The organism is Microbacterium sp. NPDC058062, from assembly GCF_042885375.1.
Taxonomy (GTDB): Bacteria; Actinomycetota; Actinomycetes; order Actinomycetales; family Microbacteriaceae; genus Microbacterium; species Microbacterium trichothecenolyticum_C.
In genome coordinates, this window is the sequence record NZ_JBHVSC010000002.1 from 906,998 (window position 1) to 933,853 (window position 26,856).

The 26,856-nt window shown below is 71.5% G+C and carries 27 protein-coding genes; 10 read left to right on the plus strand and 17 right to left on the minus strand.

Annotation, left to right across the window (positions count from 1 at the left end; genetic code table 11):
• The first annotated feature begins 23 nt into the window (after positions 1-23).
• A complete protein-coding gene (locus ACFVSU_RS08815) occupies positions 24-1,631 on the plus strand; it encodes an MFS transporter (protein WP_387141003.1) in 1,608 nt (535 codons plus the stop codon).
• 111 nt (positions 1,632-1,742) lie between these two features.
• Here the strand turns inward: ACFVSU_RS08815 and ACFVSU_RS08820 are convergent, their stop codons facing one another.
• The 3 genes from ACFVSU_RS08820 to ACFVSU_RS08830 are packed head-to-tail and all read right to left on the minus strand — an operon-like array spanning position 1,743 to position 5,199.
• Entirely contained in the window at positions 1,743-2,588 is an 846-nt protein-coding gene (locus ACFVSU_RS08820; RefSeq protein ID WP_375870654.1) for a transglutaminase N-terminal domain-containing protein, read from the minus strand.
• Positions 2,585-3,517, minus strand: coding sequence for an alpha-E domain-containing protein (locus ACFVSU_RS08825; RefSeq protein WP_310286061.1), 933 nt, complete (start codon positions 3,515-3,517; stop codon positions 2,585-2,587). The genes ACFVSU_RS08820 and ACFVSU_RS08825 overlap by 4 nt, the downstream gene beginning before the upstream one ends.
• Positions 3,511-5,199, minus strand: a complete 1,689-nt coding sequence (locus ACFVSU_RS08830) for a circularly permuted type 2 ATP-grasp protein (protein ID WP_387141007.1) — start codon at positions 5,197-5,199, stop codon at positions 3,511-3,513. Before ACFVSU_RS08830 ends, ACFVSU_RS08825 begins: the two co-directional genes overlap by 7 nt.
• Positions 5,200-5,288: 89 nt before the next feature.
• On the opposite strand from ACFVSU_RS08830, the gene ACFVSU_RS08835 reads away from it, so the two are divergent.
• Positions 5,289-6,890: a molybdopterin-dependent oxidoreductase gene (locus tag ACFVSU_RS08835; RefSeq protein ID WP_387141010.1), complete on the plus strand. Its 1,602-nt coding sequence runs from the start codon at positions 5,289-5,291 to the stop codon at positions 6,888-6,890.
• A 29-nt stretch (positions 6,891-6,919) separates the two neighbouring features.
• Here the strand turns inward: ACFVSU_RS08835 and rocD are convergent, their stop codons facing one another.
• From rocD to ACFVSU_RS08860, 5 genes are all read right to left on the minus strand, one after another.
• Positions 6,920-8,146 (minus strand): ornithine--oxo-acid transaminase, encoded by a 1,227-nt coding sequence (gene rocD, locus ACFVSU_RS08840; RefSeq protein ID WP_387141013.1) that lies wholly within the window; start codon positions 8,144-8,146, stop codon positions 6,920-6,922.
• Between the two features lie 23 nt (positions 8,147-8,169).
• Positions 8,170-9,054: a dimethylargininase gene (gene ddaH / locus ACFVSU_RS08845; RefSeq protein WP_387141016.1), complete on the minus strand. Its 885-nt coding sequence runs from the start codon at positions 9,052-9,054 to the stop codon at positions 8,170-8,172.
• Positions 9,055-9,194: 140 nt separating this feature from the next.
• Positions 9,195-10,241: an NAD(P)-dependent alcohol dehydrogenase gene (locus ACFVSU_RS08850; RefSeq protein WP_387141019.1), complete on the minus strand. Its 1,047-nt coding sequence runs from the start codon at positions 10,239-10,241 to the stop codon at positions 9,195-9,197.
• Between the two features lies 1 nt (position 10,242).
• On the minus strand, positions 10,243-10,458 hold the full coding sequence (locus ACFVSU_RS08855) for a helix-turn-helix transcriptional regulator (protein WP_310286073.1): 216 nt from the start codon (positions 10,456-10,458) through the stop codon (positions 10,243-10,245).
• Complete coding sequence (locus ACFVSU_RS08860) at positions 10,458-10,892, minus strand: hypothetical protein (RefSeq protein ID WP_387141022.1); 435 nt, start codon at positions 10,890-10,892, stop codon at positions 10,458-10,460. The genes ACFVSU_RS08855 and ACFVSU_RS08860 overlap by 1 nt, the downstream gene beginning before the upstream one ends.
• Before the next feature lie 100 nt (positions 10,893-10,992).
• Here ACFVSU_RS08860 and ACFVSU_RS08865 point away from each other — a divergent pair, with 100 nt between their 5' ends.
• Positions 10,993-11,661 carry a DUF4386 domain-containing protein gene (locus tag ACFVSU_RS08865; protein WP_387141025.1) on the plus strand — a complete coding sequence of 223 codons (669 nt, stop codon included), beginning with the start codon at positions 10,993-10,995 and terminating at the stop codon, positions 11,659-11,661.
• 175 nt (positions 11,662-11,836) lie between these two features.
• Here ACFVSU_RS08865 and ACFVSU_RS08870 read toward each other — a convergent pair whose 3' ends face one another.
• Complete coding sequence (locus ACFVSU_RS08870; protein ID WP_387141313.1) at positions 11,837-15,592, minus strand: bifunctional proline dehydrogenase/L-glutamate gamma-semialdehyde dehydrogenase; 3,756 nt, start codon at positions 15,590-15,592, stop codon at positions 11,837-11,839.
• Between the two features lie 164 nt (positions 15,593-15,756).
• On the opposite strand from ACFVSU_RS08870, the gene ACFVSU_RS08875 reads away from it, so the two are divergent.
• Entirely contained in the window at positions 15,757-16,665 is a 909-nt protein-coding gene (locus ACFVSU_RS08875) for a LysR family transcriptional regulator (RefSeq protein WP_387141028.1), read from the plus strand.
• A gap of 49 nt (positions 16,666-16,714) precedes the next feature.
• Here the strand turns inward: ACFVSU_RS08875 and ACFVSU_RS08880 are convergent, their stop codons facing one another.
• A complete protein-coding gene (locus ACFVSU_RS08880; RefSeq protein WP_387141031.1) occupies positions 16,715-17,266 on the minus strand; it encodes a hypothetical protein in 552 nt (183 codons plus the stop codon).
• Between the two features lie 221 nt (positions 17,267-17,487).
• Here ACFVSU_RS08880 and ACFVSU_RS08885 point away from each other — a divergent pair, with 221 nt between their 5' ends.
• Positions 17,488-19,440 carry a diguanylate cyclase domain-containing protein gene (locus ACFVSU_RS08885; RefSeq protein WP_387141034.1) on the plus strand — a complete coding sequence of 651 codons (1,953 nt, stop codon included), beginning with the start codon at positions 17,488-17,490 and terminating at the stop codon, positions 19,438-19,440.
• Here ACFVSU_RS08885 and ACFVSU_RS08890 read toward each other — a convergent pair.
• Positions 19,432-19,734, minus strand: coding sequence for a hypothetical protein (locus ACFVSU_RS08890; RefSeq protein WP_387141037.1), 303 nt, complete (start codon positions 19,732-19,734; stop codon positions 19,432-19,434). The genes ACFVSU_RS08885 and ACFVSU_RS08890 overlap by 9 nt on opposite strands.
• 42 nt (positions 19,735-19,776) lie before the next feature.
• Here ACFVSU_RS08890 and ACFVSU_RS08895 point away from each other — a divergent pair, with 42 nt between their 5' ends.
• Entirely contained in the window at positions 19,777-20,037 is a 261-nt protein-coding gene (locus tag ACFVSU_RS08895; RefSeq protein ID WP_387141040.1) for a hypothetical protein, read from the plus strand.
• Between the two features lie 21 nt (positions 20,038-20,058).
• On the opposite strand, the gene ACFVSU_RS08900 is transcribed toward ACFVSU_RS08895, so the two are convergent.
• Entirely contained in the window at positions 20,059-20,847 is a 789-nt protein-coding gene (locus ACFVSU_RS08900) for an EAL domain-containing protein (RefSeq protein WP_387141043.1), read from the minus strand.
• A 133-nt stretch (positions 20,848-20,980) separates the two neighbouring features.
• On the opposite strand from ACFVSU_RS08900, the gene ACFVSU_RS08905 reads away from it, so the two are divergent.
• Together ACFVSU_RS08905 and ACFVSU_RS08910 are read left to right on the plus strand one after the other, a co-directional pair.
• Positions 20,981-21,295: an ATP-dependent DNA ligase gene (locus ACFVSU_RS08905; protein ID WP_387141046.1), complete on the plus strand. Its 315-nt coding sequence runs from the start codon at positions 20,981-20,983 to the stop codon at positions 21,293-21,295.
• A gap of 62 nt (positions 21,296-21,357) precedes the next feature.
• On the plus strand, positions 21,358-21,663 hold the full coding sequence (locus ACFVSU_RS08910) for a hypothetical protein (RefSeq protein ID WP_387141049.1): 306 nt from the start codon (positions 21,358-21,360) through the stop codon (positions 21,661-21,663).
• A 4-nt stretch (positions 21,664-21,667) separates the two neighbouring features.
• Here ACFVSU_RS08910 and ACFVSU_RS08915 read toward each other — a convergent pair whose 3' ends face one another.
• Both ACFVSU_RS08915 and ACFVSU_RS08920 read right to left on the minus strand, forming a co-directional pair.
• The gene (locus tag ACFVSU_RS08915) at positions 21,668-22,228 is read right to left on the minus strand and encodes a thioesterase family protein (protein WP_387141052.1); all 561 of its coding nucleotides are present in this window, start codon (positions 22,226-22,228) and stop codon (positions 21,668-21,670) included.
• Positions 22,225-22,410: a hypothetical protein gene (locus ACFVSU_RS08920; RefSeq protein ID WP_387141055.1), complete on the minus strand. Its 186-nt coding sequence runs from the start codon at positions 22,408-22,410 to the stop codon at positions 22,225-22,227. Before ACFVSU_RS08920 ends, ACFVSU_RS08915 begins: the two co-directional genes overlap by 4 nt.
• 73 nt (positions 22,411-22,483) lie before the next feature.
• Between ACFVSU_RS08920 and ACFVSU_RS08925 the strand changes: the two genes are divergently transcribed.
• The gene (locus ACFVSU_RS08925) at positions 22,484-22,990 is read left to right on the plus strand and encodes a GNAT family N-acetyltransferase (RefSeq protein ID WP_056371891.1); all 507 of its coding nucleotides are present in this window, start codon (positions 22,484-22,486) and stop codon (positions 22,988-22,990) included.
• Positions 22,991-23,092: 102 nt separating this feature from the next.
• A complete protein-coding gene (locus ACFVSU_RS08930; RefSeq protein ID WP_387141059.1) occupies positions 23,093-23,899 on the plus strand; it encodes a coenzyme F420-0:L-glutamate ligase in 807 nt (268 codons plus the stop codon).
• A gap of 77 nt (positions 23,900-23,976) precedes the next feature.
• Here ACFVSU_RS08930 and ACFVSU_RS08935 read toward each other — a convergent pair whose 3' ends face one another.
• From ACFVSU_RS08935 to ACFVSU_RS08945, 3 genes are read right to left on the minus strand one after another with little or no spacing between them, the layout of a single operon-like run.
• Positions 23,977-24,831 (minus strand): hypothetical protein, encoded by an 855-nt coding sequence (locus ACFVSU_RS08935; protein WP_387141062.1) that lies wholly within the window; start codon positions 24,829-24,831, stop codon positions 23,977-23,979.
• Positions 24,828-25,538: a response regulator gene (locus ACFVSU_RS08940; protein ID WP_387141066.1), complete on the minus strand. Its 711-nt coding sequence runs from the start codon at positions 25,536-25,538 to the stop codon at positions 24,828-24,830. Before ACFVSU_RS08940 ends, ACFVSU_RS08935 begins: the two co-directional genes overlap by 4 nt.
• Positions 25,526-26,791, minus strand: coding sequence for a histidine kinase (locus ACFVSU_RS08945; protein ID WP_387141069.1), 1,266 nt, complete (start codon positions 26,789-26,791; stop codon positions 25,526-25,528). The genes ACFVSU_RS08940 and ACFVSU_RS08945 overlap by 13 nt, the downstream gene beginning before the upstream one ends.
• Between the last annotated feature and the right edge of the window lie 65 nt (positions 26,792-26,856).

Here is a 26,856-nt window from a genome sequence, read left to right on the forward strand (position 1 = left end):
ATATCGCTAGATAAGCTAGCGATATGACCTCGAGTTCGCGCCGCCGATGGGCGGGGCTGGTGTTCATCAGCGTCGCCGTCGCGCTCATCATCGTCGACTCCACCATCGTCAACGTCGCGATCCCGGCGATCGTCGACGACCTGGGCATCACGTCCAGCGAGGTGCAGTGGGTGCAGGAGGCCTACACCCTCGTCTTCGCGTCGCTGCTGCTCGTGTTCGGCGCGCTCGCCGACCGATGGGGACGTCGACGGATGCTGCTCATCGGCGTGGTCATCTTCACCCTCGCCTCCGTCGGGGCCGCGCTCGCGACGACGGGCGGACTCCTCATCGGCGCGCGCTTCATCCAGGGCATCGGCGGCGCCATGATGCTCCCCACGACGCTGTCGCTGCTCAACGCGACGTTCCGGGGGCGCGAGCGGGCCGTCGCCTTCGCGGTCTGGGGCTCGACGATCGGCGGTATGGCCGCGGTCGGCCCGCTGCTCGGCGGCTGGCTGACGACCGAGTTCTCCTGGCACTGGGCGTTCCTCATCAACGTGCCGCTCGGGATCGCCATCGTGGTCGGGGTGCTGCTGACCGTGGACGAATCGCGCGGCGATGCCGTGTCGATCGACCTCTTCGGCGCGCTGCTGTCGGTGATCACCGTCGGAGCCCTGGTCTTCGGGCTGATCGAAGGACGCACTTACGGCTGGCTCACCGCCGAGAAGGACTTGACGATCGGCGGATGGACCTGGCCGTGGGACATCTCACCCGTCGCCGTGGCGTTCGCCGTCGCGGCCCTGGGCGTCGTGTCGTTCATCTGGTGGGGGTTCCATCGCCGCCGGGCCGGCAAGCCGACAGTGATCGCGTTCGGGCTCTTCCGCATCCCGTCTTTCCGCAACGGCAACATCGCCGCGATGGTGGTCTCGCTCGGCGAGTTCGGCCTGATCCTCGCGCTGCCGCTGTGGCTCCAGTTCGTGCTCGGGTTCGAGGCCGTCCAGACGGGCCTCATCCTCCTCGCCCTCGCGATCGGCTCCTTCGCCGCGAGCGGACTGGCGGGGGCACTGAGCGGACGCGTGGCACCGGTGTGGATCGTGCGCGTCGGCATCGTGGCCGAGATCATCGGCATCGCGGCGGTCGGCTTCGTCATCGCCCCGGACGCCTCCTGGGTGCCGCTGATCCCCGCACTGTTCGTGTACGGGTTCGGTGTCGGTCTCGCCACTGCGCAGCTCACCGGCGTGGTGCTCGCCGACGTGCCGACCGCCGAGGGCGGTCAGGCGTCGGGAACCCAGTCGACGGCGCGCCAGCTCGGGGCGGCGCTCGGCATCGCCATCCTCGGCACGATCCTCTTCTCCACGACCTCCGCGGTGCTCACGGCGAAGCTCGACGACCGCGGGATCCCCGCCGAACAGCGCGACCAGGTCGTCTCGGCCGTGGTCGACAGCGCCGGCGGCGCGATCGCAGGCCTCGCCGGATCGCCTCAGACCGAGCAGCTCGCCGACGACGCGAAGGCGGCGTTCTCGGAAGGCACGAAGTACGCCAGCTTCGCCGCCGCGGGCTTCCTCGCGGTGGGCCTGCTGGCCACGCTCTCGCTCGGGGGCGGCAGGCCGCGCGACGAGGAGCGGGTCGAGGTCGAAGCCGCCGAACCGGCCTGAGCCGCAGCATCCGTCGCCCCGAAACTCGGAGAACCAGCGGAGATCGGATGCCTCGGCACGAGGCATCCGATTCCCACCGGATCTCCGATCCTTGCGGGGTGACGCCGCCGGCTACGCCTCGCGCGTGATCGTGACCTTGACGTGCAGGTTGCTCTTGAACGGGCCGGCGTACACGCCGCGCAGCGGCGGCACGTCGCCGTAGTCGCGGCCGCGGCCGACGAGCACGTGGCGGTCGCCGATCTCGATGTTGTTCGTGGGGTCGAAGCCCTGCCACTCCCCCGCGAACCACTCGATCCACGCGTGGGACTCGCCCGTCACCGCGACACCGACCTCTGCCGACGGCCGCGGGTGCAGGTAGCCCGACACGTACCGCGCCGGGATGCCGACCTCGCGCAGCGCGCCGAGGGCGATGTGCGCCATGTCCTGGCAGACGCCCTTGCGCGCCTCCCACGCCTCGGCGGCGGTCGAGTGGACGCCGGTGATGCCGTGCATGTACTCGACGGCGTCGCCGATGGCGACGGCGATCGCGTGCGCGGCGCGGCCGGGGTGGTCGTGCTGCGCGGCGATCGACCGTGCGAGCTCGGCGACCTCCTCGTGCGGGCGGGTGCGCCGGGTCTGCGTCATCTGCTCGACGGTCTCGAGCGAGCGGGCCGCCTCGCGGGCGAGCCCCTCCCACGTCACGTCGATGTGCTCGAGCGGCCGCGGACGCACCTCGACCAGCGAACGCGCGGTGATCGTGAGCGACGAGTGCGGCGACAGCACGTCGAACGCCGCGACCCGTGTGCCGAAGTAGTCGACGTACTGGTTGACGGAGGTCGACGGCTCGATGTCGAGCGACGAGTTGAGCACGAACTGGCTGTCGGTGGAACCCGGCAGCATGCGCGCCTCGTTGTACGACGCGGTCACGTCGCCCTGATAGCTGAAGCCGGTCTGGTGCTCGATCCGGAGGCGCTTCATGAGATCTCTCCGATCCAGCTGGGCTCGGCCTGCGTCGGGAAGAACCGGCCGCGGATGGCTTCGGATGCCTCGCGAGTGACGGTCTGCACGCGGTCCATGTGCGTCGGCAGCTCGCCGAGGATCTCGGAGATCGGCCGGTACTCGAGGTCGTTGCGGATCTGGCCGAGAGCCCGCAGCACGGTGTTGGAGTGGCCCACGCGATCGGCGCGGGGATCGATGGCGCTCATGCATTCCTCGGCGCGCTGGATCGAGTAGATGATCGAGCGCGGGAAGAGGCGGTCCAGCAGCAGGAACTCGGCGGCGTTGCGGGCGCTGGGCATGCCGCGGTACGTGCGCAAGTACGCCTCGTACGCACCGCACGAGCGCAGGATGGTCGTCCACGACGGACCGGATGCCTCGGTCAGCGACCTCGTCGCGAGCAGGCGTGCGGTCATGTCGGTGCGCTCGATGCTGCGCCCCAGCGTGAAGAACTGCCAGGCCTCGTCACGGCTCGTCGACGAGTCCACGATGCCGACCGCGAGCGCCGCGCGCTCGCGCACCCACTGGAAGAACTCGTGCACGCGGTCGTTCTGCAGGCGCCGGGGCATGCGGGCGTTCGTCGTGTTGAGGGTCTCCCACAGCTCCGTCGAGACGATCTCGCGGGCGCGGCGGGCGTTCTCGCGCGCGGCTGTGAGCGCGTACGCGATGCTCGACGGATTCATTCGGTCGACCGCGAGGCGCGAGAGCACGTCCTCGCGGCGCACCTGGTCGACGCCCTCGGGCGGCAGCGACCCCATGACGCTGAGGAGCGACCGGCACGCGGTGTCCTCGTCGATCCACGGGTCCTCGAGGAGGAGCTGCAGGTGCACGTCGAGGATGCGGGCGGTGCCGTCGCTGCGCTCGATGTAGCGCCCGATCCAGAAGAGGCTCTCTGCGATGCGGCTCAGCATGACGCGCCTCCGTCCTGCTCCGCAGCCTGCTGCTGCTGCTGCTCCTGCTGCTCGACGCGCGTGCGCGGGCGGTCCTGCGGCGAGTGCGTGGGCTCGGTCTGGGCGTCGTAGATGATCGGGATCGCCGCGGTCACCGTGGCCGCCTGGTCGGCGACGAGGCCGGCGACGCTCTGACCCTGGCCGTATTCGACGTGGCCGGGTGCGGCGCCGCCGACGATCCAGGTGTCCTTGGAGCCGCCGCCCTGCGACGAGTTCACGACGAGCTGTCCCTCGGGCAGCGCCACGCGGGTGAGGCCGCCGGGGAGCACCCAGACGTCCTCGCCGTCGTTGACCGCGAAGGGCCGGAGGTCGGCGTGACGCGGACGCATGCCGTCTTCCACGAGCGTGGGGATCGTCGACAGCATGACCACGGGCTGCGCGATCCATCCGCGCGGGTCGGCGAGCAGGTTCTTGCGGAGCTTCTCGAGCTCGGCGGGCGAGGCATCGGGCCCTACGACCAGGCCCTTGCCACCGGAGCCGTCGACCGGCTTCACGACGAGCTCGTCGAGGCGGTCGAGCACCTCCTCGAGCGCGTTCGGGTCTTCGAGGCGCCACGTGTCGACGTTCTTAAGGATGGGCTCCTCCGCCAGGTAGTAGCGGATGAGGTCCGGCACGTACGTGTAGAGCAGCTTGTCGTCGGCGACTCCGTTGCCCACCGCGTTCGCGATCGTGACGTTGCCGAGGCGCGCGGCGAGCATGAGCCCGGGGGCGCCGAGCATGGAGTCGGCGCGGAACTGCAGCGGGTCGAGGAAGTCGTCGTCGACTCGGCGGTAGATGACGTCGACGCGCTTGGGCCCGCGGGTCGTGCGCATGAAGACCTTGCCGCCGATGCATAGCAGATCCCGGCCCTCGACGAGCTCGACGCCCATGAGGCGTGCCAGCAGCGTGTGCTCGAAGTACGCGGAGTTGTACACGCCGGGCGTCAGCACCACGACGTTGGGATCCTCGATGCCGGCGGGGGCCGAGGCGCGCAGCGCCGCGAGCAGCTTGTTCGGGTAATCCCCGACCGGTCGCACCCGCATCGACACGAACAGCTCGGGCAGGGTCTGCGCCATGACCCGGCGATTCGAGATGACGTAGCTGACGCCCGAGGGCACGCGCACGTTGTCTTCGAGCACGCGCATCTCGCCGTGCTCGTCGCGGATCAGGTCGATGCCCGACACCTGGATGCGCACGCCGTTGGCGGAGTGGATGCCGGCGGCCTGGCGGTAGAAGTACTGGGAGCTCGCGATGAGCCCGGCCGGCAGCACCTCGTCGCGCACGCAGAACTGATGCCCGTACGCGTCGTCGAGGAACGCCTCGAGTGCCCGCACACGCTGCTTGACGCCGGCCTCGATGCGCGACCACTCGTCGTACGTGATCACGCGCGGTACGGCGTCGAGCGGGAACGGCCGTTCCTCGCCCGCGAAGTCGAATGTCACGCCCTGCGCGAGGTACGAGCTCGCGAGGGAATCGGTGCGGCCGCGCAGCTCCTCCTGGGTCATCTGCGCGAGCGCCTGGTAGAGCTCTCGATAGGCCTCGCGCGACTCGGCCGGCGCACCCGGGTGGGCCGGGCTCCCGAACATCTCGTCGAACGCGGGGACCCCCGAGGGCGTCTTGCGCGGCGCGAGCGTGGAGCCGTAGCCGTCGAACAGATCACCCATGCGAAGAGCCTAATGCGGCCTTCGTTGCGCTCGTGTTTCCCAGCCGTTCTCCTGGTCCGCACAGGGCGGATCGGACGTATGCTCCCGCTATGACTCGTGAGGCGGGTGCCGCGACGCGCGTCGCCGCGAAGGCCTCGGCTCTCTCCGGTGCCGGAGCGGGCGTGGCGTCCGTCGTGCTCGGCGCGGGGGTGGGCGAGCTGCTCGCGGCACTGGTCGCACCCTCGTCGAGCCCCTTCTCCGTCGTCGGCGGCGTGCTCATCGACCTCGCGCCCCCGTGGGCGAAGGATGCCGCGATCTCGCTGTTCGGCACGGCCGACAAGCTCGCCCTGCTCATCGGCATCGCGCTCGTGCTGCTGGTCGCGGCGGCGGGTGTCGGCATCCTGGAACTGCGCCGCCCGTGGTTCGGCGCCGCACTGTTCGCCGTCCTCGGCGCGGTCGTCGCGGTGCTCGCGATGACCCGCGCCGGCGCGACCGGACTCGCATGGCTCCCCTCGCTCGCCGCAGGGCTCGTCGCGGCGGCGGCAGTGCGGCTTCTGACGCAGCTCGCGAGACGGACGACGGATGCCTCGTCCCGCGCCTCGACAGAGACGGCGACGGACGACGCACCAGGTGACGAGGACCCGTCGCGCCGTCGTTTCCTCGTGTGGGCGGGTGCGGCCGCCGCGGCCGGCGTGATCGCGGCGATCGCGGGGACCGCGCTGCAGGCGGGTTCCCGCACGGTCACCGCCGTGCGCCAGGCGCTCCGACTGCCCGCGCCGGCCGTCGCCGCGCCGCCGGTCCCGGCCGGCGCGCAGCTGGATCTCACCGGCATGACGCCGGTCGTGACACCGAACGCGAGCTTCTATCGCATCGACACCGCACTCGTCGTGCCGCAGGTGGATCCGAGCGATTGGAGCCTGCGCATCCACGGGCTCGTGGAGAACGAGGTCGAGATCGGGTGGGACGAGCTGCTCGCGCTCCCCCTCGAGGAGAGCTGGACCACCCTCGCGTGCGTCTCGAACCCCGTCGGCGGCGACCTCATCGGCAACGCGAAGTGGCTCGGCTATCCGATCCGCCGGCTGCTCGAACGCGCCCGGCCGACGTCGGACGCCGACATGGTGCTGTCGCGCTCGATCGACGGCTTCACCGCGAGCACGCCGCTCGAGGTGCTGCAGGAGGAGACGCGCGCAGCGATCCTCGCCGTCGGCATGAACGACGAGCCGCTCCCGGCGGAGCACGGCTTCCCGGTGCGCATGGTCGTCCCGGGGCTGTACGGCTACGTCTCGGCGACCAAGTGGGTCACCGAGCTCGAGGTGACGCGGTTCGACAAGGCCACCGCGTACTGGACGACGCGCGGGTGGTCCGCGAAGGGACCGATCAAGCTGCAGTCACGCATCGACCTGCCGCGCCGTGGCCAGGGACTGAGCGCCGGCGACACCACGATCGCGGGTGTCGCCTGGCAGCAGCACGTGGGCATCGCGAAGGTCGAGGTGCAGGCCGACGGCGGGCCGTGGCGCGAGGCGACCCTCGCGTCGGCGATCTCGGACGACACGTGGGTGCAGTGGTCGATCCCGTGGACGGCCGAGAGCGGCTCCCACGCGATCCGCTGCCGCGCCACCAACGCGCAGGGCGAACGTCAGACCGAGACCGACGCGTGGCCGGCGCCCGACGGCGCGACGGGGTGGCAGCAGCTCAACGTCGACGTGGCGTGAGCCGCCGCAGAACCACGACCTCCGGCGCCTCAGCCCGCGAGCACGAAGCGCAGCTGCTCGACCGCCCAGTCCAGCTCCGTCCCGCGCACGACGAGCGGCGGCGCGATGCGGATCGTCTGGCCGTGGGTGTCCTTCGCGAGCACCCCGCGTCCGATGAGGCGCTCGGCGATCTCGCGCCCGGTGCCGACCTCGCGGTCGATGTCGACGCCGGCCCAGAGGCCTGCCACGCGCACCGCGGTGACGCCGTGGCCCACGAGCTCCTGGAGCTTCGCCTCGAGGTGCTCGCCCAGGAGCTTCGCGCGGCCCTGGAACTCGCCGGTCTGCAGCATCTCGACCACGCGCAGGCCCACCGCCGCGGCGAGCGGGTTGCCGCCGAACGTCGAGCCGTGCTCGCCGGGGTGGATCACCCCGAGCACGTCGCGGTCGGCGACGACCGCCGAGAGCGGAAGGATGCCGCCGCCCAGCGCCTTGCCGAGGAGGTAGACGTCGGGCACGACGCCCTCGCGGTCGCACGCGAACGTCTCGCCCACACGGCCGAGCCCGGACTGGATCTCGTCGGCGATGAACAGCACGCCGCGGCGGGTGCAGATCTCGCGCACCTTCTTGAGGTAGCCCTCCGGCGGGAGGATGACGCCCGCCTCGCCCTGGATCGGCTCGATGAGCACGGCCACCGTGTCGGCGGTGATCGCGGCGTCGATGACCGCGGCGTCGCCGAACGGGACCGAGATGAAGCCGGGCGTGAACGGCCCGAAGTCGGCGCGTGCCTGCGGGTCGTCGCTGAAGCCGACGATCGTCGTGGTGCGCCCGTGGAAGTTGCCGTGCGCGACGACGATCTTCGCGGCGTCGGGAGCGACGCCCTTCACGCGGTAGCCCCACGCGCGGGCGACCTTGATTCCGGTCTCGACGGCCTCGGCGCCGGTGTTCATCGGCAGCACGAGGTCCTTGCCGCAGAGCTCTGCGAGCGCGGCGGCGAAGGGTCCGAGTCGGTCGTTGTGGTACGCGCGGCTGGTGAGCGTCAGGCGGTTCAGCTGCTCCTGCGCGGCGGCGAGGATCGCGGGATGCCCGTGCCCGAAGTTGAGGGCCGAGTAGGCCGAGAGCAGGTCGAGGTAGCGCTTGCCCTCGACATCCGTCACCCATGCTCCCTCGCCGCGCGAGATCACGACCGGGAGCGGGTGGTAATTGTGGGCGACGTGCTCCTCTTCGGCGGCGATGATCTGGCTCATCGCGGCGTCGAGTGAGGTGGAGGCGGCGGTCATCAGGGACTCCTCTTTCGCGCGGGTCAGCGTCGCAGCTCGAGCGTGCAGCACTTGATGCCGCCGCCGCCGAGCAGCAGCTCGGACAGGTCGACGAGCACCGGGTTGTAGCCGCGCTCGCGCAGCTGAGCCTCGAAGCCCGTCGCACGCGGCGAGATGATCACGTTCAGGCCGTCGCTGGCCGAGTTCAGGCCGAACACGGCGCCGTCGGCGTCCGCGACGCGGATCGCGTCGGGGTACCGTTCGCTGAGGATCGCCTGGCTGCGCTCGTCGAAGGCGTGCTCGAGGTACGCGATGTTGGCCTTCTCGACGCCACCGGGACCCTCCACGGGGTCGAGCACCGAGATCGCGGTGTCGAGGTGGTAGAACCGCGGGTCGACGAGGTTGAGGCTCACGACCTCCTTGCCGAACACGTCGGCGAGCTCGCGGTGGCTGTCGCCGGTCGAGCGGAAGCCGGTGCCGGCGAGGATCGTGTCGCCGACGAGCAGGAAGTCGCCCTCGCCCTCGTTGACCTCGACGGGCTCCGCGACCTCGAAGCCGTTGTCACGGAACCAGTCCATGAACGCGGGGCCTTCAGGGACGCGCTCCTGGAAGCGGAACTTCGCACCGTACGCGACGTTGTCGATGACGAAACCGCCGTTGGCCGTGTAGACCATGTCGGGCAGACCCTCGATGGGGTCGATGAGGTGCACCTCGTGGCCGAGGGCGAGGTACGTGTCGTAGAGGGCCTGCCACTGGCGCACCGCGAGGGCGGTGTCGGTCGGGTTGGCCGGCTCCATCCACGGGTTGATGGTGTAGCTGACGGTGAAGTGCTCGGGGCGGCACATCAGGTAGCGGCGGATCTGCTGGATCCGGCCGGAGGCGGACCCGGTGACCGGGGCGGTGGCGGGCGCGGTGTTCTGCGTGGACATCTTGCTCCTGTAGAGGCGCGGCGGACGCTGTCCAGAGGCCCGGCGGAGCTGAGGAAGCCGTCAACCGGGCACGCCTCGTCCATTGTCTCACGGACGCCGCATACGGCCAGGAAATGCAGCCTCTGGATGCTGCGCCCCGGTCACTCCGCGAGGACCACCACCTTGCCCGCCACGTGGCCGTCGGCCACGCGGGCGAGCGCGGCGCCCGCCTCGGCGAACGGGTAGCGGCGCTCGATGACCGGGTTCAGGCGCCCTTCTGCGGCGAGCGCGAGCAGCTCGGCGAGGACGTCGGGCTTGGCGACGGCGGCGAGCGGACGCAGCGGGCGCTTCGAACCGACCGAGCGGAGTGCGGCGCCGGCGATGCGCCCGATCGGTCCGAGCACGCGACCGCCCTCACCGGAGACGAGCACGACCCGGCCACCGTCGCGCACGAGCCGCTGCAGGTCCCGCAGCGAAGAGGTGCCGGCGATGTCGATGACGGCGTCGAACCGCCCCTCTCCGAGCTCGGCCGACCCCGGCTGCACGTGCCGGTAGTCGAACGTGTGCGACGCGCCCAGTCCTTCGACGAGCACTCGGTTGCGCTGTCCGCACAGCGCCCACACCTCGGCACCCCGCCCGGCGGCGAGCTGCACCGCGAAGGTGCCGACGCCACCCGAGGCGCCGATCACGAGCACCCGCTGCGGCGACGCGGCCGGGGTCGCGGCATCCGTCACTCCCCCGAGCTGCAGCGCCTGCCAGGCGGTACCGCCCGCGACCGGCAGGCTGGCGGCGACCGCGGGGTCGAGCTCGGCGGGTCGGGCGACGAGGCGCGACGCCGGGCACACCGCGTACATCGCGAGCCCGCCGCCGCCGGGAAGCTCGCCGACGACCTCGTCCCCGACCGCGAGCTCCGTCACGCCGTCGCCCAGCGCGACGACGGTGGCGGCAGCATCCATCCCCCTCACCGCCTGGCGCGGGCGACGCAGGCCGAACGCGAAGCGCACGAGGAGAGGCTCGCCGCGCATGACGCGGATGTCGCCGTTGTTGAGGCCCGTCGCGCGCAGGCGCAGGAGCACCTCGCCGCGGCGTGGCGCCGGCACGTCGATGTTCTCGAGTGCGACCGTGCCGGCCTCGCCGTATCGGTGCTGCGTCCACGCGGGCATCGCGTCCGTGCGCAGGGACGCGGGTCCGTGAGGTGTCTCGGACATGTCATTCCTCCGGGTAGTCGAAGAGATCGTCGAGCCCGACGCCGAAGGCGCGGGACAGCTGGAAGGCCAGCTCGAGCGTCGGCGAGTACCGCCCCTGCTCGATGGCGATGAGGGTCTGCCGCGTGACGCCCACGCGACGGGCGAGATCGGCTTGGGTCATGCCGGCCGCTTCGCGGACGGCGCGGATCGAGTTGGTGACCTTCGTGGGCTTCACCATCAGACGAGCCCCCGGCGGTAGGCGATGACGCTCGCGATGCCGCCGACGATCGACGACAGCGCGAAGCCGAAGTACATGGTGTTGGCGATCCAGAACCAGTCGGCCTCGAACGCGCACAGGACGAGGACGCCGAGCCCGGCGATGATGAGGAACGCCTGGCCGACGCGCGTCGACATATGGGCGATGTCGCGGTCGCGCTGGTCGCTCTTGCCCACCCCGTCGGGGTCGAACATGCCCGCGAGGATGCCCCACGCGATGCTCAGCACGATCGCACCGACGATGCTCGCGCCGATCACCCACAGCATGATCGGCACCCAGTCCACGTCGGTGACCGGACCGCCGTCGGCCTGCTGCAGCACGATCACGACGTAGACGATCGTGCCGATCACGCTGACGATGAGGCTCGCCCAGATGTTGCGCTCTTCGTAGACCATGACTCCCCCAGAGGGTTGTAAAAGATTCTTGACACCGACGATAAGCGGGCCTACCGTGCGTGTCAAGAATCTTTTACACACCACCTCGGAAGGAATCGACATGCCCTCGCTCATCCGCACCGCCCGCTGGACCGGCGGCGCCTATCTCGCCCTCGCCGTGCTCGGGGGCCTCGGCTTCCTGCTCGTGCGCCCCCTCGCGACGGAGGCGCTCGGCTATGCGCAGCTCGGCATCGCCCTCGAACTCGGCGTGGTGATCGCCCAGTCGCTGGCGGCCGTCGGCTTCTTCGCGCTGTACCGCGAAGACCGCCCCGTCGCGGCCTACGCGGTCGCCGCATTCGGCATGGGGAACGCCCTCGCGGTGCTGGGAAGCGCCGCGATGCTCACGGCGGCTCTCGCGATCTCTCTCGATCCGGCGACGGCGACGACGCCGGATGCCGCGCCCCTGCTGCGCGTCGTCGCGGATGCGTTCTGGACGGTCGGCGCCGTGTTCTTCGGGCTGTGGCTCGTTCCCATGGGGTGGTTCGCCCTGACGACCGGGCGGCTGCCGCGCATCCTGGGCTGGATCCTGGTCGTCGGCGGCGTCGGCTACGTCGTGAACGCGGTGCTGTCGGCCGCGCTCCCCGGCGCCGCCGACGTCGTCGCGGACGTGCTCGTGATCCCGGCGACCGTCGGCGAGCTGTGGATGGTGGGCTACCTGCTGATCATCGGCATCCGTCCGGCGCGCGCTCCGCGGCCGGAGCCGCTGGTCGCGCCGGCCTCCGCCGCCTGACTGACCAGCGCCGGCGCTCGCCGTGCCGCCGTCACGGGGTTCGGGGCACGCCCGCACGGGGGGGCGCATCCGGTCCCCCGAACGATCGCCGTGCGCCCCGATCCCGCGAGCAGCCACATCGAAAGACGCAGACGGCAGGGTTGACGGATGCTGCGGGCCGCAGCATCCGTCTCCGTCAGATGACGGACTCGCTCCAGGAATCGGGGTTGCCGAAGCGGTGCGCGGTGATCGTCACGGACTGCTCGTGGAGGAACGGCAGCAGCTCGAGCCGGCCGGCGGTGGTGACCTCGTTGTCGTAGACCGCGAGATCGGGGTCACCGCCCATGGCCTGCGCGACGACGGTGTGCAGCGCCGCGACCGAGTCGGGCTGGCCGATGAGCCGCACGCGCGCGGGCCGCGGCTCGGGGTCGGCGTCGGCGGCCGCCGCGACGATGTCGACGGCGGTGAGGCGCTCGAGCCACTGCTCGTCGGTCTCGACGAACACGGCGACATCCTCCTCCGCCAGCACGCGGCGCACGGCGGCGGGCAGGCCGACGGGCGCGCTCAGCGTCAGTCGCGATCCGGCACGCAGACCCGCGATCACGACACGCAGCACGGCCTGCCACGAGGCGTCTGCCGTGGCGCGCAGCGCGACGGCCGGGATCGGACGGTAGCGGAAGAGGTTGCGCTCGACACCGAGGCCGGACACGTCCTTGACCTGGCCGTACTCGCGGTCCCACGCGATGGCGTCCGACAGGGCACCGCGACGGAGCCACTCGAACGCCTCGTAGTCCAGCGACGGCTGCGCCGCCTCGATGAGGGCGACGATGCGGGTGTCGAGACCACGCAGGTGCAGCGTGGCCGATGTCGGGGCGCCGGAGGTGGCGCGCCACCGGCCGAGGCCGACGAGGTAGTTGGGTCCGCCCGCCTTGGCGCCGGCGCCGACCGACGAGCGCTTCCAGCCGCCGAACGGCTGGCGCTGCACGATCGCACCGGTGATGCCGCGGTTGACGTAGAGGTTTCCCGCTTCGACGCGGTCGAGCCACAGCGCGAGGTCGTCGGGATTCTGCGTGTAGAGCCCCGCGGTGAGGCCGTAGGCCACGGCGTTCTGCAGCTCGATCGCGTGTGCGAGCGACGACGCGTGCATGATGCCGAGCACGGGTCCGAAGAACTCCTCGCGGTGGAAGCGCGAGCCGGGCTGCACGCCGGTGCGGATGCCGGGGCTCCAGAGCCGCCCGTCGTACTCGGGAGCGGCATCCACGCGCTTCGGCTCGACGAGCCACTGCTCCCCCTCGTCGAGGGTGGTGAGCGCCCACTGGAGCTTGCCGCGCGGCGCCTCGACGACCGGGCCGACCTCGCTGAGCGGGTCGGACGGCGGTCCGACCCGGAGAGAAGTCGCAGCATCCACCAGCTGACGCGCGAAGCGCTGCGAGTGGCCGACCGGACCCACGAGGATCGCGAGCGACGCGGCGGAGCACTTCTGGCCGGCGTGGCCGAACGCGCTCTTGATGAGATCGGATGCCGCGAGGTCGAGGTCCGCCGTCGGCATGACGATCATCGCGTTCTTGCCGCTGGTCTCGGCGAGGAGCGGGAGGTCGGGGCGCCACGAGCGGAACAGGGCCGCGGTCTCCCACGCGCCGGTGAGGATCACCCGGTCGACGTCCGGGTGCGACAGCAGCGTCTGTCCGAGACCGCCCTCGTCGATGTCGACGAGCGCGAGCACGTCGCGCGGCACGCCCGCCTCCCACAGCGCCTCGGCGACGACTGCCGCACAGCGCCGTGCCTGCGGCGCGGGCTTGAAGACGACACCGGATCCCGCGGCAAGGGCCGCCAGCACACCGCCGGCGGGGATCGCGATCGGGAAGTTCCACGGCGGCGTCACGACGGTGAGCCGGGCCGGCTCGAACACCGCGCCGCTCACGCGGTCGAGTTCGCGCGCGGTGGCGGCGTAGTAGTTCGCGAAGTCGACGGCCTCGCTGACCTCGACATCGGCCTCGGCGAAGACCTTGCCGGTCTCGGAGGCGGCGACCTCGATGAGCTCGCCGCGACGGGCTTCGAGTGCGCGCGCGGCGGCGGCCAGCACCAGGCTGCGCTCGGCGGCAGGGAGAGCGCCCCACGCCGGTGCGGCGTCGCGCACGCGCGTCACGATGCCGTGCAGCGCGGGCTCGTCGGTGACACGGGCCGCCTCGACTGTGGCGTCGCCGGCGCGCGAGGTCTCGATGCGGGACAGGATGCTGCGCGCCCAGGCGCGGTTCGCCGGCAGGGCCGGGTCGCTGTCGGCGGTGTTGCGGAAGCCCGGTGCGCCCGCGACGCGGGCTGCGGACTCGCGGGGCGCGAACACGGCGGTCTCGACGAACGCCTCGGCGCCGAACACCTGCTCGGGGACGGACCGCTCGACCGGGGCGGTGTCGCCGGGCACGGCCGAGCGCGCGATGCCGATCACGGCCTGGGTCAGACCGGCCTCGTCGGATGCCGCGGCGGCTCGGCGCAGGCGCGCCTGCGCGCGCGGGGAGTCGGCTCGGGCCGCGTCGGAGTCGGTGGTCGCGGTCGCCTCGGCGGCGCGGTCCTGCGACCGGTTCGCGCCGGTCGCGAGCGCCGCATCGTCGGCGCGGGCGAGGGAGGCGAGGAACCGGTCGCGCTCGCGGTCGAACATCGCCGGGTCGTCGGCGAGGTCGAAGGCGGCCGACAGGAAGTTGTCGCTCGAGGCGTTCTCCTCGAGGCGTCGCACCAGGTAGCTGATCGCCACGTCGAACTCGTCGGGACGCACGACCGGCACGTACAGCAGCACATGGCCGACCTCGCGCGCGACCGCCTCGACCTGGCCCTGCGCCATCCCGAGCAGCATCTCGAACTCGACATCGTCCCGGACCCCTGTGGCGCCGGCAAGCAGCCAGGCGTAGGCGATGTCGAAGAGGTTGTGACCGGCGACGCCGATCCGCACCGCGCGGGTGTTCTCCTTCTCGAGTGCGAACCGGAGGCACCGCACGTAGTTCGCGTCGGAGTCGACCTTCTCGCCGTACGTGGCGAGGCTCCAGTCGTGCATGACCGCGTCGACGCGCTCCATCGCGAGGTTCGCGCCCTTCACGAGTCGCACCTTGATGCGCGCGCCGCCGTTCGCGACGCGCTCCTGCGCCCACGCGGTGAGCCGCTCGAGCGCGGGCAGGGCGTCGGGCAGGTAGGCCTGGAGCACGATGCCTGCTTCGAGGTGGCGCAGGCGCGGGTCGGCGAGGAGGCGCGTGAACACCGCGATCGTGAGATCGAGGTCGCGGTACTCCTCCATGTCGAGGTTGATGAACGTCGGGCCGTTCACCGAGCTCGTGGGCGAGGCCGCCGTGAGGTACAGCGGGCGAAGCCGGGCGACGACCTTCTCGACGACCTCGTCGAACGCCCACATCGAGATGTGGCTGGCGATCGCCGAGACCTTGACCGAGACGTAGTCGACGTCCGGCCGGCGGATGAGCTCGTGGATGCCCTCGAGCCGGCGCAGCGCCTCCTGCTCGCCGAGCACGGCCTCGCCGAGGAGGTTGAGGTTGAGCCGCGCGCCGCTCTCCCGAAGAGCGGTGATCGCGGGACCGAGCTTGTCGGGACGGGCGTCGACGACGAGGTGCCCGACCATCTCGCGCAGCACGCGCCGCGCGATGGGCACGACCGGCGACGGCAGCACCGGGGCGACCGCACCGCCCACACGGACAGCGCCGCGCAGGTACCAGGGCAGGAACTCGGGCACGAGGGGCGCGACGCGATGCAGATGGGATGCGGCGGCCGACAGGCTCTCGGGACGCATCACGCCGTCGACGAACCCGATGGTGAACGGCAGGCCGTTCGGGTCCTTGAGCACGCCCGCCAGTCGCTCCGCCGCCGGGTCGACCTCGACCTCTGCGCTTTCGGAGATCCATCGCTGGGCGAGGGCGATCGCCTCACCGGCCAGGTGCTCGTCGGGTCGTACTTGCATGCGCACTCCAGCTGTCACGTCGTCGGACTCCGTGGTTCCAGCCTGCACCTCAATGTGCGCGATCGGGTTCACCTGCTGCATGAGGTCAAGGGTGAGGCATCCATTCATTCGTGAAAAGCGATCATCTACGATCTATATCGTTCGGATTTCTCGATGGGATGCTGATGTTCGAGCTGCGTCGCCTCAGACTGCTCCACGAGCTCGCGCTGCGCGGCACGCTCGCCGCCGTCGCCGACGCGCTCTCGTACAGTCCGTCCACGATCTCGCAGCAGCTCGCGCAGCTCGAGAAGGAGGCCGGGGTCGCGCTGCTCGCGCCGGAAGGCCGGCGGGTGCGGCTCACGGAGCACGGACGCGTCCTGGCGGCGCACGCCGCGCGCGCGCTCGATCTCGACGAGCAGGCGCGCGGCGAGCTCGAGTCTCTGCACCCGGGCCTCGCGCCGGTGAGGGTCGCGGTCATGCAGACCGCCGCGCTCGCCATCGTGCCCGCCGCGCTCGGACTGCTGTCCGAACGCGCGCCCGACCTTCGCGTCGAGCTCGTCGAGATGCCCCCCGAGCTCGGGCTGTTCGAGCTCACGGCGCGCGGCGTCGACCTCGTGATCGCCGAGCAGTACCCCGGGCACACGCGGGCCCACGCGCCGGGTCTCGAGCGCGACCCGCTCGGCACCGACCCGATCCATCTGGCCGTGGCATCCGTCGATCCCGCCCACTCGCTCGACGACCTGCGCGATCGCCCGTGGGTGATGGAGCCCGCCGGCACCGCTGCCCGTCTGTGGGCGGTGCAGCAGTGCCGCGCCGCGGGCTTCGAGCCCGACGTGCGGTACGAGCTGGCGGATCTGTCGGCTCACGCGCGCCTGGTCGCGGCGGGGCAGGCGGTCGCCGTGCTGCCCGACCTGCTGTGGGAGGGCTCGGCGGTCCCGGTGTCGCTGCTCGATCTCCCCGGTCGCCCCGCGCGCGAGATCTTCACCGCGCAGCGCACCGCGTCGCGGGCGCGCGCGGGCATCCTGGAGGTTCGGCGCGCCCTGCGCGACGCGTTTCCGCTTCGGCGGACGGATGCTGCGCCCCCACGCACGTAGCGGCGCCCGAGGGCCGCGCGGTGGCGGGGTCGCAGCATCCGTCTCCCGGTCAGGTGCGCTCGGTGTGCTCGTGCCGTTCGGGCGGAGTCGGCGGCCGCTCGTCCGTGTTCGCGCGGCGGTCGCGCTCGGTGCCCTCGAGCACCGTGTCTCGGTCGTCGCCGGAGTCGCCCGTATACGCAGCGGCTGAAGGAGCAGCAGCGTTGCGGGCGCCGGTGCCGTCGACGTAGGGGTCGACGTCGTCGGCCTTGCGCATCGCCTCCGCGTGCTGCTGACGCAGGTCCTCCGCTTCGGCGCGGTGGTCGTCGACGCGTCCGGCCCGGCGTTCGGCGTCCATCGACGCTTCGGCCGCCCGCGCCTTGGCGTCTTCCGCGGCCGCGGCTGCGGCTGCGGCGTCCGCGCGGGCACGTGCCGCCTCGGCCTCGTGCTGCCGGGCCTGCAGCTCGGTCTCGCGCGCGTCTTCGCGCATCTTCTCGGCGCGATCGTGCTGGTGCTCCCGGCGGCGCTCGCGGCGCCCGCGCGCGGTGAGCAGCAGGGCGACGACGACGATCGCGAGCACGATGACGACGCCGACGATGATCCAGATCAGGGTGGTCGTGTCCACGGCTCCTCCTTCTCCCTCCGGCGCCGGGCGGGGGTCGGCCGGCACCACCACAGTCAGGCAACCGCCGTCCGCGGCAAGCGGCAAACCCGTTGCGCGCGGGCACTGGTTGCGCTAGGTCCCCGCTGGACCGGGGATTCTTAGCTTCCCGACGCCCGCACACGTAGGATGAGGCTCTCGCCGACGCAGTTCCCCCCACCCGCCACGCTCTTTAAGGACCCGCGTTGACCGATACGCCTGCCCTCCTCTTCGACGGAGATCGTCCCCGCGATGATGCGGAGACGCTCCGCCTCCAGGAATGCTCGCAGGAGCAGATCCGCACGATCGGACGCATCCAGGCGCACGGCGCCCTCTTCGGCATCGACGAGGCGACCGGAGTCGTGGTCGTCGCGAGCGAGAACGTCGAGCACTGGCTCGGACGCGACCTGCGGGAGGCCGGCAGCGAGACGCTCTCCTGGGCGATCGGCCAGGGACTGGCCGTCGACCCGGTGCGAGCGGAGTTCGAGGCTTCGCTCTACGACGTCATCGCGCATCGCGGCACCGCGCCGCTCATCGTCGAGCTCGAGCCCGTCGTACCGGAGCTCGAGTACGTCCGCACCGGAGTCGTCGGCGCGATCCAGCGGTTGGCGGGGGTCACCGATCCCGACGAGCTGCGGCAGCAGGCGGCCCGCGAGATCAAGGCCATCACGGGGTTCGACCGGGTCATGTGCTACGAGTTCCACGAGGACGGGCACGGCCAGGTCGTGGCCGACGAGCGCGAACCCGACATGGAGCCGTACTTCGGACTCCACTTCCCCGCCTCCGACATCCCGGCGCAGGCGCGTGCGCTGTACATCGAGAAGCGCTCGCGGGTGATCGCCGACACCGAGGACCCGGGCCTCGTCCTCCACACGCTCCTTCCGGAGGAAGCCCCCATCGATCTCGGCGGCACCGAGCTGCGCGCCGTGTCGCCGCATCACCTCGCGTTCATGCGGAACATGGGCCAGGCGGCGACCGTGTCGTTCGGCCTCGTCATCGAGGACCGCCTCGTGGGGATGTTCACGTGTGCGCACCGCACCCCACGGCGTATTCCGGTGCTCCTGCGCCGCGCCCTGGAAGTGATGGCGACCCAGGTCGTCACCCAGCTCGCCGCCGCCGAGCAGATCCGGCGCCTGCGCCGGCAGCTCGAGGCGCGCGAGCGGCGGATCGCCATCATCGCTCCGCTGTACGGGCGCGGCGATGTCGGCGCCGTCCTGATGAGCGGCGAGCGGACCGTGCTCGACGTGGTCCCCGCCGACGGCGCCCTGCTGCGGATGGGCGAGACGGTCCACACCGTGGGCGTTGTGCCGTCCCCTGCTCGCCTGTTCGCCGTGATCGACGAACTCGGCCCAGGACGGCTGCTGTGGGAGGCGCTCCCGATCGAACGGCCGGAGCTCGCGGTCGAGGTGCCGGGCGTCACCGGCCTCCTCATCGTGCCGCTCGGCGGCGACGGCGACACGCTCGTGTTCGTGCGCAGCGAGGTCTCGCGCACCGTCGACTGGCTCGGCGACCAGCGACCGGAGAACCGCGACACGCCGCTCTCCCCTCGCCGGTCGTTCTCCGCCTGGCGCGAGAGCGTCACGGGCCGGAGCCTCCCGTGGGGTGAGCACGCCCAGGACGCCTTCGATCTCGGCGAGGAGATCAGGTCGGCGATGGTCGCCCGAACCCAGGCGGAGCTCGCGGAGCTCGCGCTGCGCGATGCTCTCACGGGCCTCCACAACCGCCGTTTCCTGGACGACCGGCTCGACGAGCTGCTGCACGGCTCGGAGGCCGCCGTGGCCGTGGTCTTCCTCGACCTCGACGACTTCAAGCTCATCAACGACACGTACGGTCACGAGATGGGCGACGCCGTGCTGGCGGCGATCGGCCGCCGGCTGAGCGGCGTGGCCCGCAGTTCCGACATCGTTGTGCGGCTGGGCGGCGACGAGTTCGTGATCGTCTGCGTCAGCGCGGGACCGGAGGAGGCCGCGGCGATCGCCGGAAGGGCGCTGGCCGCGATCACCGAGCCGATCACGGTGCGGGGCGTCGAGGTCGCCGTGGGCGCCTCCGCGGGCGTCGTGGCGGCCGAGCGCGGGATCTCTCCCGGAGGACTGCTGGACGCCGCGGACGCGGCGATGTACCGCGCGAAGCGCGACGGCGGCGGTCGGGTCTCAGCGTGACGGAAGGTCGGGCTCGGGGAGGACCCGGAGCCCGGACGACGAGTTCGCCGCGTCGATCAGATCCTGCAGCCAGAGCCGGTTGATCTCGGGCATCGGGCCCTCGTACTCGAACCGGAGCGTCGTCACCGGCGAGATCCAGACGGCCTGACGCAGCGATGTGTTGTCGTCGACGTGGGCGAACGACAGGTTCTCCCGACGCCGAAGCTTCGCCATGATGACCAGCTCGAGGTGAGCGAGGGTGCGATCGTCGATCGTGAAGGACGCCGGGGGTGCGCCGTAGTGAAGTATGCCCACGCGTCGATCCTACGGGCGGGTGGGCGCAGGTACTCTGGTGCGATGGCGATCGTGAACCGGCTCACCGTCGATGGACGCGACTACTTCCTGCCCGACCCCGTGTCGGAGCTGAAGACCAAGATCCTCGAGGCGATCAAGGCGGGGGGCGGCTACGTGAACATCCCGCCGCTGCGCGGAGGCCCGGGAGTCGACATCCTGTTCTCCCCCGGCATGCCGGTCACCTGGTCGCAGTTCGAGGTCGGCGAGGCGCCTGCGGCTCCCGTCGACGAACCCGACGACGAGCTCGCCGAATACGAGCTCTGACGCGAGTCGTTCGCGCGCCGGTCACACCGCCGCGAGCAGCGCGTCCATCTCCTCGGACGGCATCGGAAGCCCCCACAGGTAGCCCTGCCCGAGAGCGCAGCCGCGATCGCGGGAACGCTGGAGGTCCGCGAAGGTCTCGATGCCCTCGGCGACCACCCGCCAGCCGTGCTGGGCGCTGCTGGCGACCACGGCGGCGACGGCGTCATGGGCTTCGGCGTCGGAGCGTTGCGTGAGTGATCGGTCGATCTTGACCTCGTCGATCGGCAGCGCTTCCAGCATGCCCATGGTGGTGTCGCCGCCGGCGTAGTCGTCCACCGAGATCGCGATGCCCACGGACTGCAATGCCTGCATCGCGGTGATCATCTCGGGGCGCAGTTGAGGCGTCGGTGCTTCCGTGATCTCGACCGTCAACCCCACCGGGTCGACGCCGAGCCGGTCCAGCCGCGCGACGATGGTGTCGGCATACCGCCTCGAGAAATGCGCCGGAGAGGCGTTCACCGAGAGCCCGAGCGGATGACCCGACTCTCGCCACCGCGTCACCTGATCCGTCGCCCGTTCGAAGACCTGCAGATCGACCTCATCGAGGAATCGCCCCTCCTCTGCCAGCGGAATGAACGTGTCGGGGGGCACGGCGCCGAGGAGCGCATGGTTCCAACGGCAGAGCGCCTCGACGGCGACGGGATCCGTGGGTGCCGCGGCATCGGCGGGACCAGCCGGGTCCAGGTCGTACTGAGGCTGGAACGCGATCCACAGCTCGCCGCCGGAGAGCGCGGCACGCAGGTCACGAGTGAGCTGGGGAGGACGCACCATGCCACCAGCGTCGAGGACGTTCGCATCCAGGCGCAACACCGGACACGGGCGCGGAATCTGCGTATACTACGCCGCATCGCCCGCGCGACCGGATCAGGTACCGTCCCCTGTCGCGGGGGCTAAGGTGGGGGCGATGGGCACGCTCACCTACGACACCCGCGTCACGACGTCGATCGACGATCGGATCCTCGCGCATCTGCAGGCGGTCATCTGGGCCAAGCTGCGACGCGGCGAGTCGTTCCCGTTCACCTGGAGCGACCCCACCCGCGCCGGCCTCGGACGCACGTCGGTGTGGCTGAGCCCGAACGTCTCGCTAGCGTTCGAGTACTTCGGCGGGCGTCAGCCGCGCCTCAACCCGGCGTGGGTGGAGGCTCTCACCAAGGCGGCGAACTCGCCCGCGGGCCTCACGATCGTGCCCGAGCCCGACGAACCCACCCCGACGCGATAGACGCAGCCGAGCGCATCTGTCAAGACCCGCAGCGATGGATGACGCGTCCTTAGCGTGGAGGCATGACACAGCACTCCGAAGTCTGGGCCGGTGAGATCCATTGGACGACCCCCGAGCGCGGCGCGTGGACAGCCGACCGCTCCGGACGCCAGGTCGGTGAGGTGAAGCGGGACGAGCGGGGCTATGTCGCGACGCGCGGACGCCGGACGATCGGCCGGTACCACTCCCTCGACGCGGCGCTCGATGCCGTCGACCACCGCACGTGGACCCGCTTCGAGCCCGGCCGCTTCTGGACGGTGCTCCTCGCGACCATCAACGTCGGCATCCTCGCCGCCGTGTCGCTGATCGCCAGCGTCGTCTTCCGCTGATCCCTCAGTTCCAGACGCTGGGCGCCTCCGCGCGCGTGGGAGGGAGCGCGGATGCTGCAGCCCACTCGTGCACCCACGCATCCACTTCCGGAACGCCCTCGGGGCGGCCGATCGCGGCGAAGAGCTCCTCGTGCGAGAGCGTTCCCCCGGAGCGCTTCATCATGCGGGCGCGGATGATCGCGCGGGCGTACACCTCGCCGCCGACCACCGCGCGATGCTCGAGATAGACGGCCTTGTCGTCGTGCCCGATCATGCGCGACTCGACGTCGAACTTCTGCCACAGATTGAGCGACTTGCGGAAGGTCACCGTCTCGCTCGAGACGACGGCGTACCAGCCGTAGGTCTTCATGACGTCCCACAGGCCGGTGCGCACGAGCAGATCCCACCGGCCGAGGTCGAACAGCGAGAGGTAGCGGCCGTTGTTCATGTGACGCAGCAGGTCGATGTCGGTGAGCAGCGTCGTGAGCCGGATCCGGCTGATCTCGTTCGGACCGAGTCGTCCGCCGCGCCGCAGCCTGCGCCGCGCGGTCACCATCACGATCAGGGTCCGCCACATCACGTTCACGAGGTGCGATCGTAGCGATCCTCGACGACTCCGCCGATTCGGTTGTCGAATCCCGACAGCTTCACCCCGGCGCCCGCGCTGATCGGTGCGCCGTGAGATTCGGAGATCCCGCCGAATTCGGATGCTGCGGATGAATCGGCCCGATTCCGGCGGGATCTCCGAGAATCGCCGGGCAGCAGCATCCTTTTGTCAACCCTCGTTCACCCGGCGTTACCCCGATTTCGGGTCTCGCGCCGACGCGCGTAGAGTCTGGCCATGGAAGCCGAAACCCAGACCGACATCGTCGTCCGTCCGGTGCGTGACGTCGACGCGGAGGCCCTCGGGCGCGTCCACGCGACCGCCTGGCACGAGACGTACGACCACCTCATCAGCAAGGCCGCCCTCGAGGCCGTCTCGCCCAAGCGCCTCGCCGAGCTCTGGACCCACTGGGCCGTCCAGGGTCCCGAGTTCAAGATGTTCGCCGCCCTCGTGAACGGCGACATCGTCGGATTCGCCGGCTCCGGCCCCGCCCGCGACAAGGACGCCCCGCGTTTCCGCGAGCTGTACTTCATCTACCTGCTCGACGCCCACCACGGCACCGGCATCGGCCAGAAGCTCTTCGACGCGGTCGTCGAGCCGGCCGAGGGCCTGTACCTGTGGGTCGCCGACGACAACCCCCGCGCGCACCGCTTCTACACGCGCAACGGCTTCGCCCTCGACGGCGCGACGCACACCGAGCCCTTCCTCGGCGAGACCCTCACCGAGGTGCGCTTCGTGCGCTGATCCTCCGCTGTCCCGAGGGGGCGTGTCCGGTTCGCCGGGCACGCCCCCTCGGCGTTTGCGACGGCGGAGCCGGAGCGCCCGCGCATCCGGAAGACTGGACCCATGCCGCCTCGCACCGCGCTCACCGTCTGGCCCCTCGAGGGCATCCCCGAGATCGAGGCCGGCACCGACCTCGTTGAGGTCATCGCCCGCGCGGCGGGCGACGAGCTCGCGGACGGCGACATCCTCGTGGTGACGTCGAAGATCGTGTCGAAGGCCGAAGGGCGCTTCGTCGTCGCCGACGACCGCGAAGACGCGATCACGTCCGAGACCGTGCGGGTCGTGGCATCCCGCACCACCCCCAACGGCTCCACGACGCGCATCGTCGAGAACCGCCTCGGCATGGTCTCGGCCGCGGCCGGCGTCGACGCGTCCAACACCCCCGAGGGCACGGTGCTGCTGCTGCCCGTCGACCCCGACGCCTCCGCGCGGGCGATCGCCGCGGGCCTGCGGGAGCGCCTCGGCACCCAGGTCGGCGTGATCGTCTCCGACACGCTGGGCCGCGCCTGGCGGGAGGGCCAGACCGACCACGCGATCGGCGCGGGCGGCGTGCACGTCTTCGAGGACCTCCGCGGGGGCACGGATGCCGAGGGCCGCCCGCTGGTCGTCACGATGCCGTGCGTCGGGGACGAGCTCGCGGCGGCGGCGGACCTCGTCAAGGGCAAGGCGACGCGGCGCCCCGTCGCCGTGGTGCGCGGCCGCGCCGACCTCGTGGGCCCCCTGGATCTTCCCGGCGCCCGCTCGATCGTGCGCCCGCTCGAGAAGGACATGTTCCGCCTCGGCGCCGACGAGGCCTACGCCGAGGGATTCACCGCCGGCCTCGCCCGTGGCCGCGACGCCGAGGCGGAGGCGTTCAGCTCCGGCCCCTGACCCACGGTTCCCGGCCGCACAAGACCGACCCGCCGTCGCAGAGCCGCGACGACGGGTCGGAAGGGGGATCCGAGTGGTCAGCTCCCGGACTTGAGCACCGCCTGGCCCGCCGAGACCTGCACGTCGATCGTGTGGGACGCGCCGGGCGTGGAGCCGATGTTGTTGTCGAACTGGCCGGCCGAGACCTCGGAGCGCACGTCGTACTCGCCCTCGGGCACCGTGAGCCGCAGCGAACCGGCGCTCACGTCGAGCTCGATCGCGTCCGGCGCGGTGCCGGTCAGGGTCGCGTCGAGCGAGCCCGCGCTCACGGTGAGGTCCGCCTCGCGCACCCCGTCCAGCTCGAGGGTGCCGCGCCCGGCGCTGACGTCCGCGCTGAGCGAGTCCGCCGAGCCTGTCACGTCGAACGAGCCGGCCGCGAGCGAGAGGTCCAGCTCGCCGAACTCGCCGTCTGTCACGAACTCGCCGGCCGCGAGCGAGATGTCGGCGTCCAGTCCTTCCAGCGACGCAGGCAGCCGCAGCACGGCATCCGCTCCCCCGTCGCCGAACCATCCGCGCCAGCCGAACCAGTCGCGGTCGGGCGACGAGACCTGCAGCGTGTCGCCGTCGCGCTCGAGGCGCCAGTCTCCGGCGCCCCACGAGCTCGTCACCTCCAGCTCGGCCTCCCGGACATCGGAGAACTCGACGCGCAGCGTGCCGGCGGCGGCGTCGACGTCGAGCTCCTCGACGCCGGCGGCGTCGGCCGTGCGGGTCGAGGTGTGGACGGCTGCCGAGGCGATGGTCCCGACCGCGGCCGAGATCCCCGCGCCGAGGAGCACGATGCCGCCCAGCACGATCACGACGATCGCGACGGCGCGCGATCCGCCGGAGGAGGGGCGCGGCGGTTCGACGGGGCTGTCGGGCACCACGGGAGGAGGGGTCAGGGTCGTGCTCATCGGTTCGTTCCTGTCTGCGACCCACGGCCGCTCGGTGTCGTCGGAGCCGGCGGCGTCGGGCCCCCGTGCTCGAGGTGGGCGATCGCGGCGAGCACGCGCCGGTTGCCCGATTCGTCGGGTTCGAGGTCCAGCTTCTGGAAGACCGCGGTGATGTGCTTCTCGACGCTGCCCTCGGTGACGTGCAGCGTCTTGGCGATGGCCTGGTTGGAGCGCCCCTCCGCGATGAGCGCGAGCACGGAGGCCTCGCGTTCGGTGAGGCGCAGCATCCGTTCGTCCCTCGTCCTGCGGCTGAGCAGCTGCGCCACCACTTCGGGGTCGAGCACCGTGGCACCGGCCGCGATGCGCTCTATCGCCTCGAGGAAGTCGGTGACGTCGGCCACGCGATCCTTGAGGAGGTAGCCGAGGGCCCCGCCGCTGGACGAGATGAGGTCGGCGGCGTAGCGCTCCTCGACGTACTGCGACAGCACGAGCACCGCGAGCTGGGGCAGGCGCGCCCGCAGCGACAGGGCCGCGCGGATGCCCTCGTCGACCCAGGTCGGCGGCAGCCGCACGTCGAGGATGCAGAGGTCGGGCGCCGTCTCGTCGACGGTCTCGTCGAGCCGCGACGCGTCGGGGAGGGCGGCGACCACCTCGTGGCCGGAGTCTTCGAGCACCCGCACCAGGCCGGCGCGCAGCAGCGCCGAGTCCTCGCAGATCAGGATGCGCACGGGATGCTCACCTCCACGCTCGTCGGCCCGCCGGCGGGGCTGTCGATGCGCGCCTCGCCGCCGGCCGCGAGGACGCGGTTGACGATGCCGTCGAGGCCTCCGCCGGGGATGACCCGCGCGCCGCCGACGCCGTTGTCCTCGACGCGGGCCCACAGCGTGCCGGGCTCGCGCAGTCGTGCGACCACGCGCACCTCGGTCGCCCGCGAGTGCTTGGCGGCGTTGGTGAGGGCTTCGGCGATCACGAAGTACGCGGCCGCCTCGGTGTCGCGGCTGCACCGGCCGTCGAGGCGGACGTCGGTGTGCACCGGCACGACCGAGCGGGCGACGAGCGCCGAGATGGCGGCGTCGAGACCGCGATCGTCGAGGACGGAGGTGTGGATGCCTCGGGCCAGCTGCCGCAGCTCGGTGATGGCCGCCTTCGTCGAGGTGTGCGCCTCGGTGATGAGGGCCTTGGCGGCCTCCGGGTCGGCGTCGATCTTCTGCTGCGCGAGCCCGAGCGTCATTCCGACGGACACGAGCCGCGGCTGGACGCCGTCGTGGAGGTCGCGCTCGATGCGCGTGCGCTCGACGTCGGCGGCGCGCACCGCGCCGGCGTGCTGCTGGCTCGACATGCGGGCCGCGGCGGCGAGCTGGGCCTCGCGCGAAGGGACCATGATCGCCCGCGCGATGATGCCGTGGAGTACGCCGAGGCCGATGAGCGCTGCGGCCGAGAAGAGCGCCGCGAAGATGCCCACGGGGACCGCCCAGGCGAGCGGCACCTCGATGCCGGTGCGCGCGAGCCGCACGGCGCTCGCGTCGGCGAACAGCGGCGCGAACACGAGGACGACGCCCGAGACCAGGAGTCCGGCGAGGGCCACGACGACCCACCCGAGGATCGTCGCGATCGCGAGGTTCGCGATCGCGCGCCACGTGCCGGGGTCGATGGCCTGCATCCAGATCGTGCGCAGGAGCCCACCGAAGCCGGGCCGGCCGCTGGTCCGCGGACGCAGCCGCGGAAGCCCGAACCGGTACAGACCGTCGACGCGCTCGGTCTCGAGCCAACCGAGCGCGAAGAGCACGTAGACGAGGCCGACGAGGAGGACGAGGCCGATGCCGATCACGAACACCAGGCCGATGCCGACGCCGAGCAGTGTGAAGAGGAGGGAGAAGGCCGCGGCGCCGATCACGCCGAGGGCCGCGAGCTGCGCGATGGCGCCCGCCACCTGGGCGGGCCGCGTCACCGGGCGGACGGGAGGAGAGTCCGAGGAGGTCATGTCACCAAAGTTAGGCGCGCACGCCGAGTCGCGCGCCCGAGGCACCCGGAGACTTCTCTTCGGGT

Excerpts from the sequence above, each read along its gene's own strand:
- ACFVSU_RS08815 (WP_387141003.1), top strand. The coding sequence starts at position 24 with ATGACCTCGAGTTCGCGCCGCCGATGGGCGGGGCTGGTGTTCATCAGC.
- ACFVSU_RS08820 (WP_375870654.1), bottom strand. The coding sequence starts at position 2,588 with ATGAAGCGCCTCCGGATCGAGCACCAGACCGGCTTCAGCTATCAGGGC.
- ACFVSU_RS08825 (WP_310286061.1), bottom strand. The coding sequence starts at position 3,517 with ATGCTGAGCCGCATCGCAGAGAGCCTCTTCTGGATCGGGCGCTACATC.
- ACFVSU_RS08830 (WP_387141007.1), bottom strand. The coding sequence starts at position 5,199 with ATGGGTGATCTGTTCGACGGCTACGGCTCCACGCTCGCGCCGCGCAAG.
- ACFVSU_RS08835 (WP_387141010.1), top strand. The coding sequence starts at position 5,289 with ATGACTCGTGAGGCGGGTGCCGCGACGCGCGTCGCCGCGAAGGCCTCG.
- rocD (WP_387141013.1), bottom strand. The coding sequence starts at position 8,146 with ATGACCGCCGCCTCCACCTCACTCGACGCCGCGATGAGCCAGATCATC.
- ddaH (WP_387141016.1), bottom strand. The coding sequence starts at position 9,054 with ATGTCCACGCAGAACACCGCGCCCGCCACCGCCCCGGTCACCGGGTCC.
- ACFVSU_RS08850 (WP_387141019.1), bottom strand. The coding sequence starts at position 10,241 with ATGTCCGAGACACCTCACGGACCCGCGTCCCTGCGCACGGACGCGATG.
- ACFVSU_RS08855 (WP_310286073.1), bottom strand. The coding sequence starts at position 10,458 with ATGGTGAAGCCCACGAAGGTCACCAACTCGATCCGCGCCGTCCGCGAA.
- ACFVSU_RS08860 (WP_387141022.1), bottom strand. The coding sequence starts at position 10,892 with ATGGTCTACGAAGAGCGCAACATCTGGGCGAGCCTCATCGTCAGCGTG.
- ACFVSU_RS08865 (WP_387141025.1), top strand. The coding sequence starts at position 10,993 with ATGCCCTCGCTCATCCGCACCGCCCGCTGGACCGGCGGCGCCTATCTC.
- ACFVSU_RS08870 (WP_387141313.1), bottom strand. The coding sequence starts at position 15,592 with ATGCAAGTACGACCCGACGAGCACCTGGCCGGTGAGGCGATCGCCCTC.
- ACFVSU_RS08875 (WP_387141028.1), top strand. The coding sequence starts at position 15,757 with ATGTTCGAGCTGCGTCGCCTCAGACTGCTCCACGAGCTCGCGCTGCGC.
- ACFVSU_RS08895 (WP_387141040.1), top strand. The coding sequence starts at position 19,777 with ATGGCGATCGTGAACCGGCTCACCGTCGATGGACGCGACTACTTCCTG.
- ACFVSU_RS08900 (WP_387141043.1), bottom strand. The coding sequence starts at position 20,847 with ATGGTGCGTCCTCCCCAGCTCACTCGTGACCTGCGTGCCGCGCTCTCC.
- ACFVSU_RS08905 (WP_387141046.1), top strand. The coding sequence starts at position 20,981 with ATGGGCACGCTCACCTACGACACCCGCGTCACGACGTCGATCGACGAT.
- ACFVSU_RS08910 (WP_387141049.1), top strand. The coding sequence starts at position 21,358 with ATGACACAGCACTCCGAAGTCTGGGCCGGTGAGATCCATTGGACGACC.
- ACFVSU_RS08920 (WP_387141055.1), bottom strand. The coding sequence starts at position 22,410 with ATGCTGCTGCCCGGCGATTCTCGGAGATCCCGCCGGAATCGGGCCGAT.
- ACFVSU_RS08925 (WP_056371891.1), top strand. The coding sequence starts at position 22,484 with ATGGAAGCCGAAACCCAGACCGACATCGTCGTCCGTCCGGTGCGTGAC.
- ACFVSU_RS08930 (WP_387141059.1), top strand. The coding sequence starts at position 23,093 with ATGCCGCCTCGCACCGCGCTCACCGTCTGGCCCCTCGAGGGCATCCCC.
- ACFVSU_RS08935 (WP_387141062.1), bottom strand. The coding sequence starts at position 24,831 with ATGAGCACGACCCTGACCCCTCCTCCCGTGGTGCCCGACAGCCCCGTC.
- ACFVSU_RS08945 (WP_387141069.1), bottom strand. The coding sequence starts at position 26,791 with ATGACCTCCTCGGACTCTCCTCCCGTCCGCCCGGTGACGCGGCCCGCC.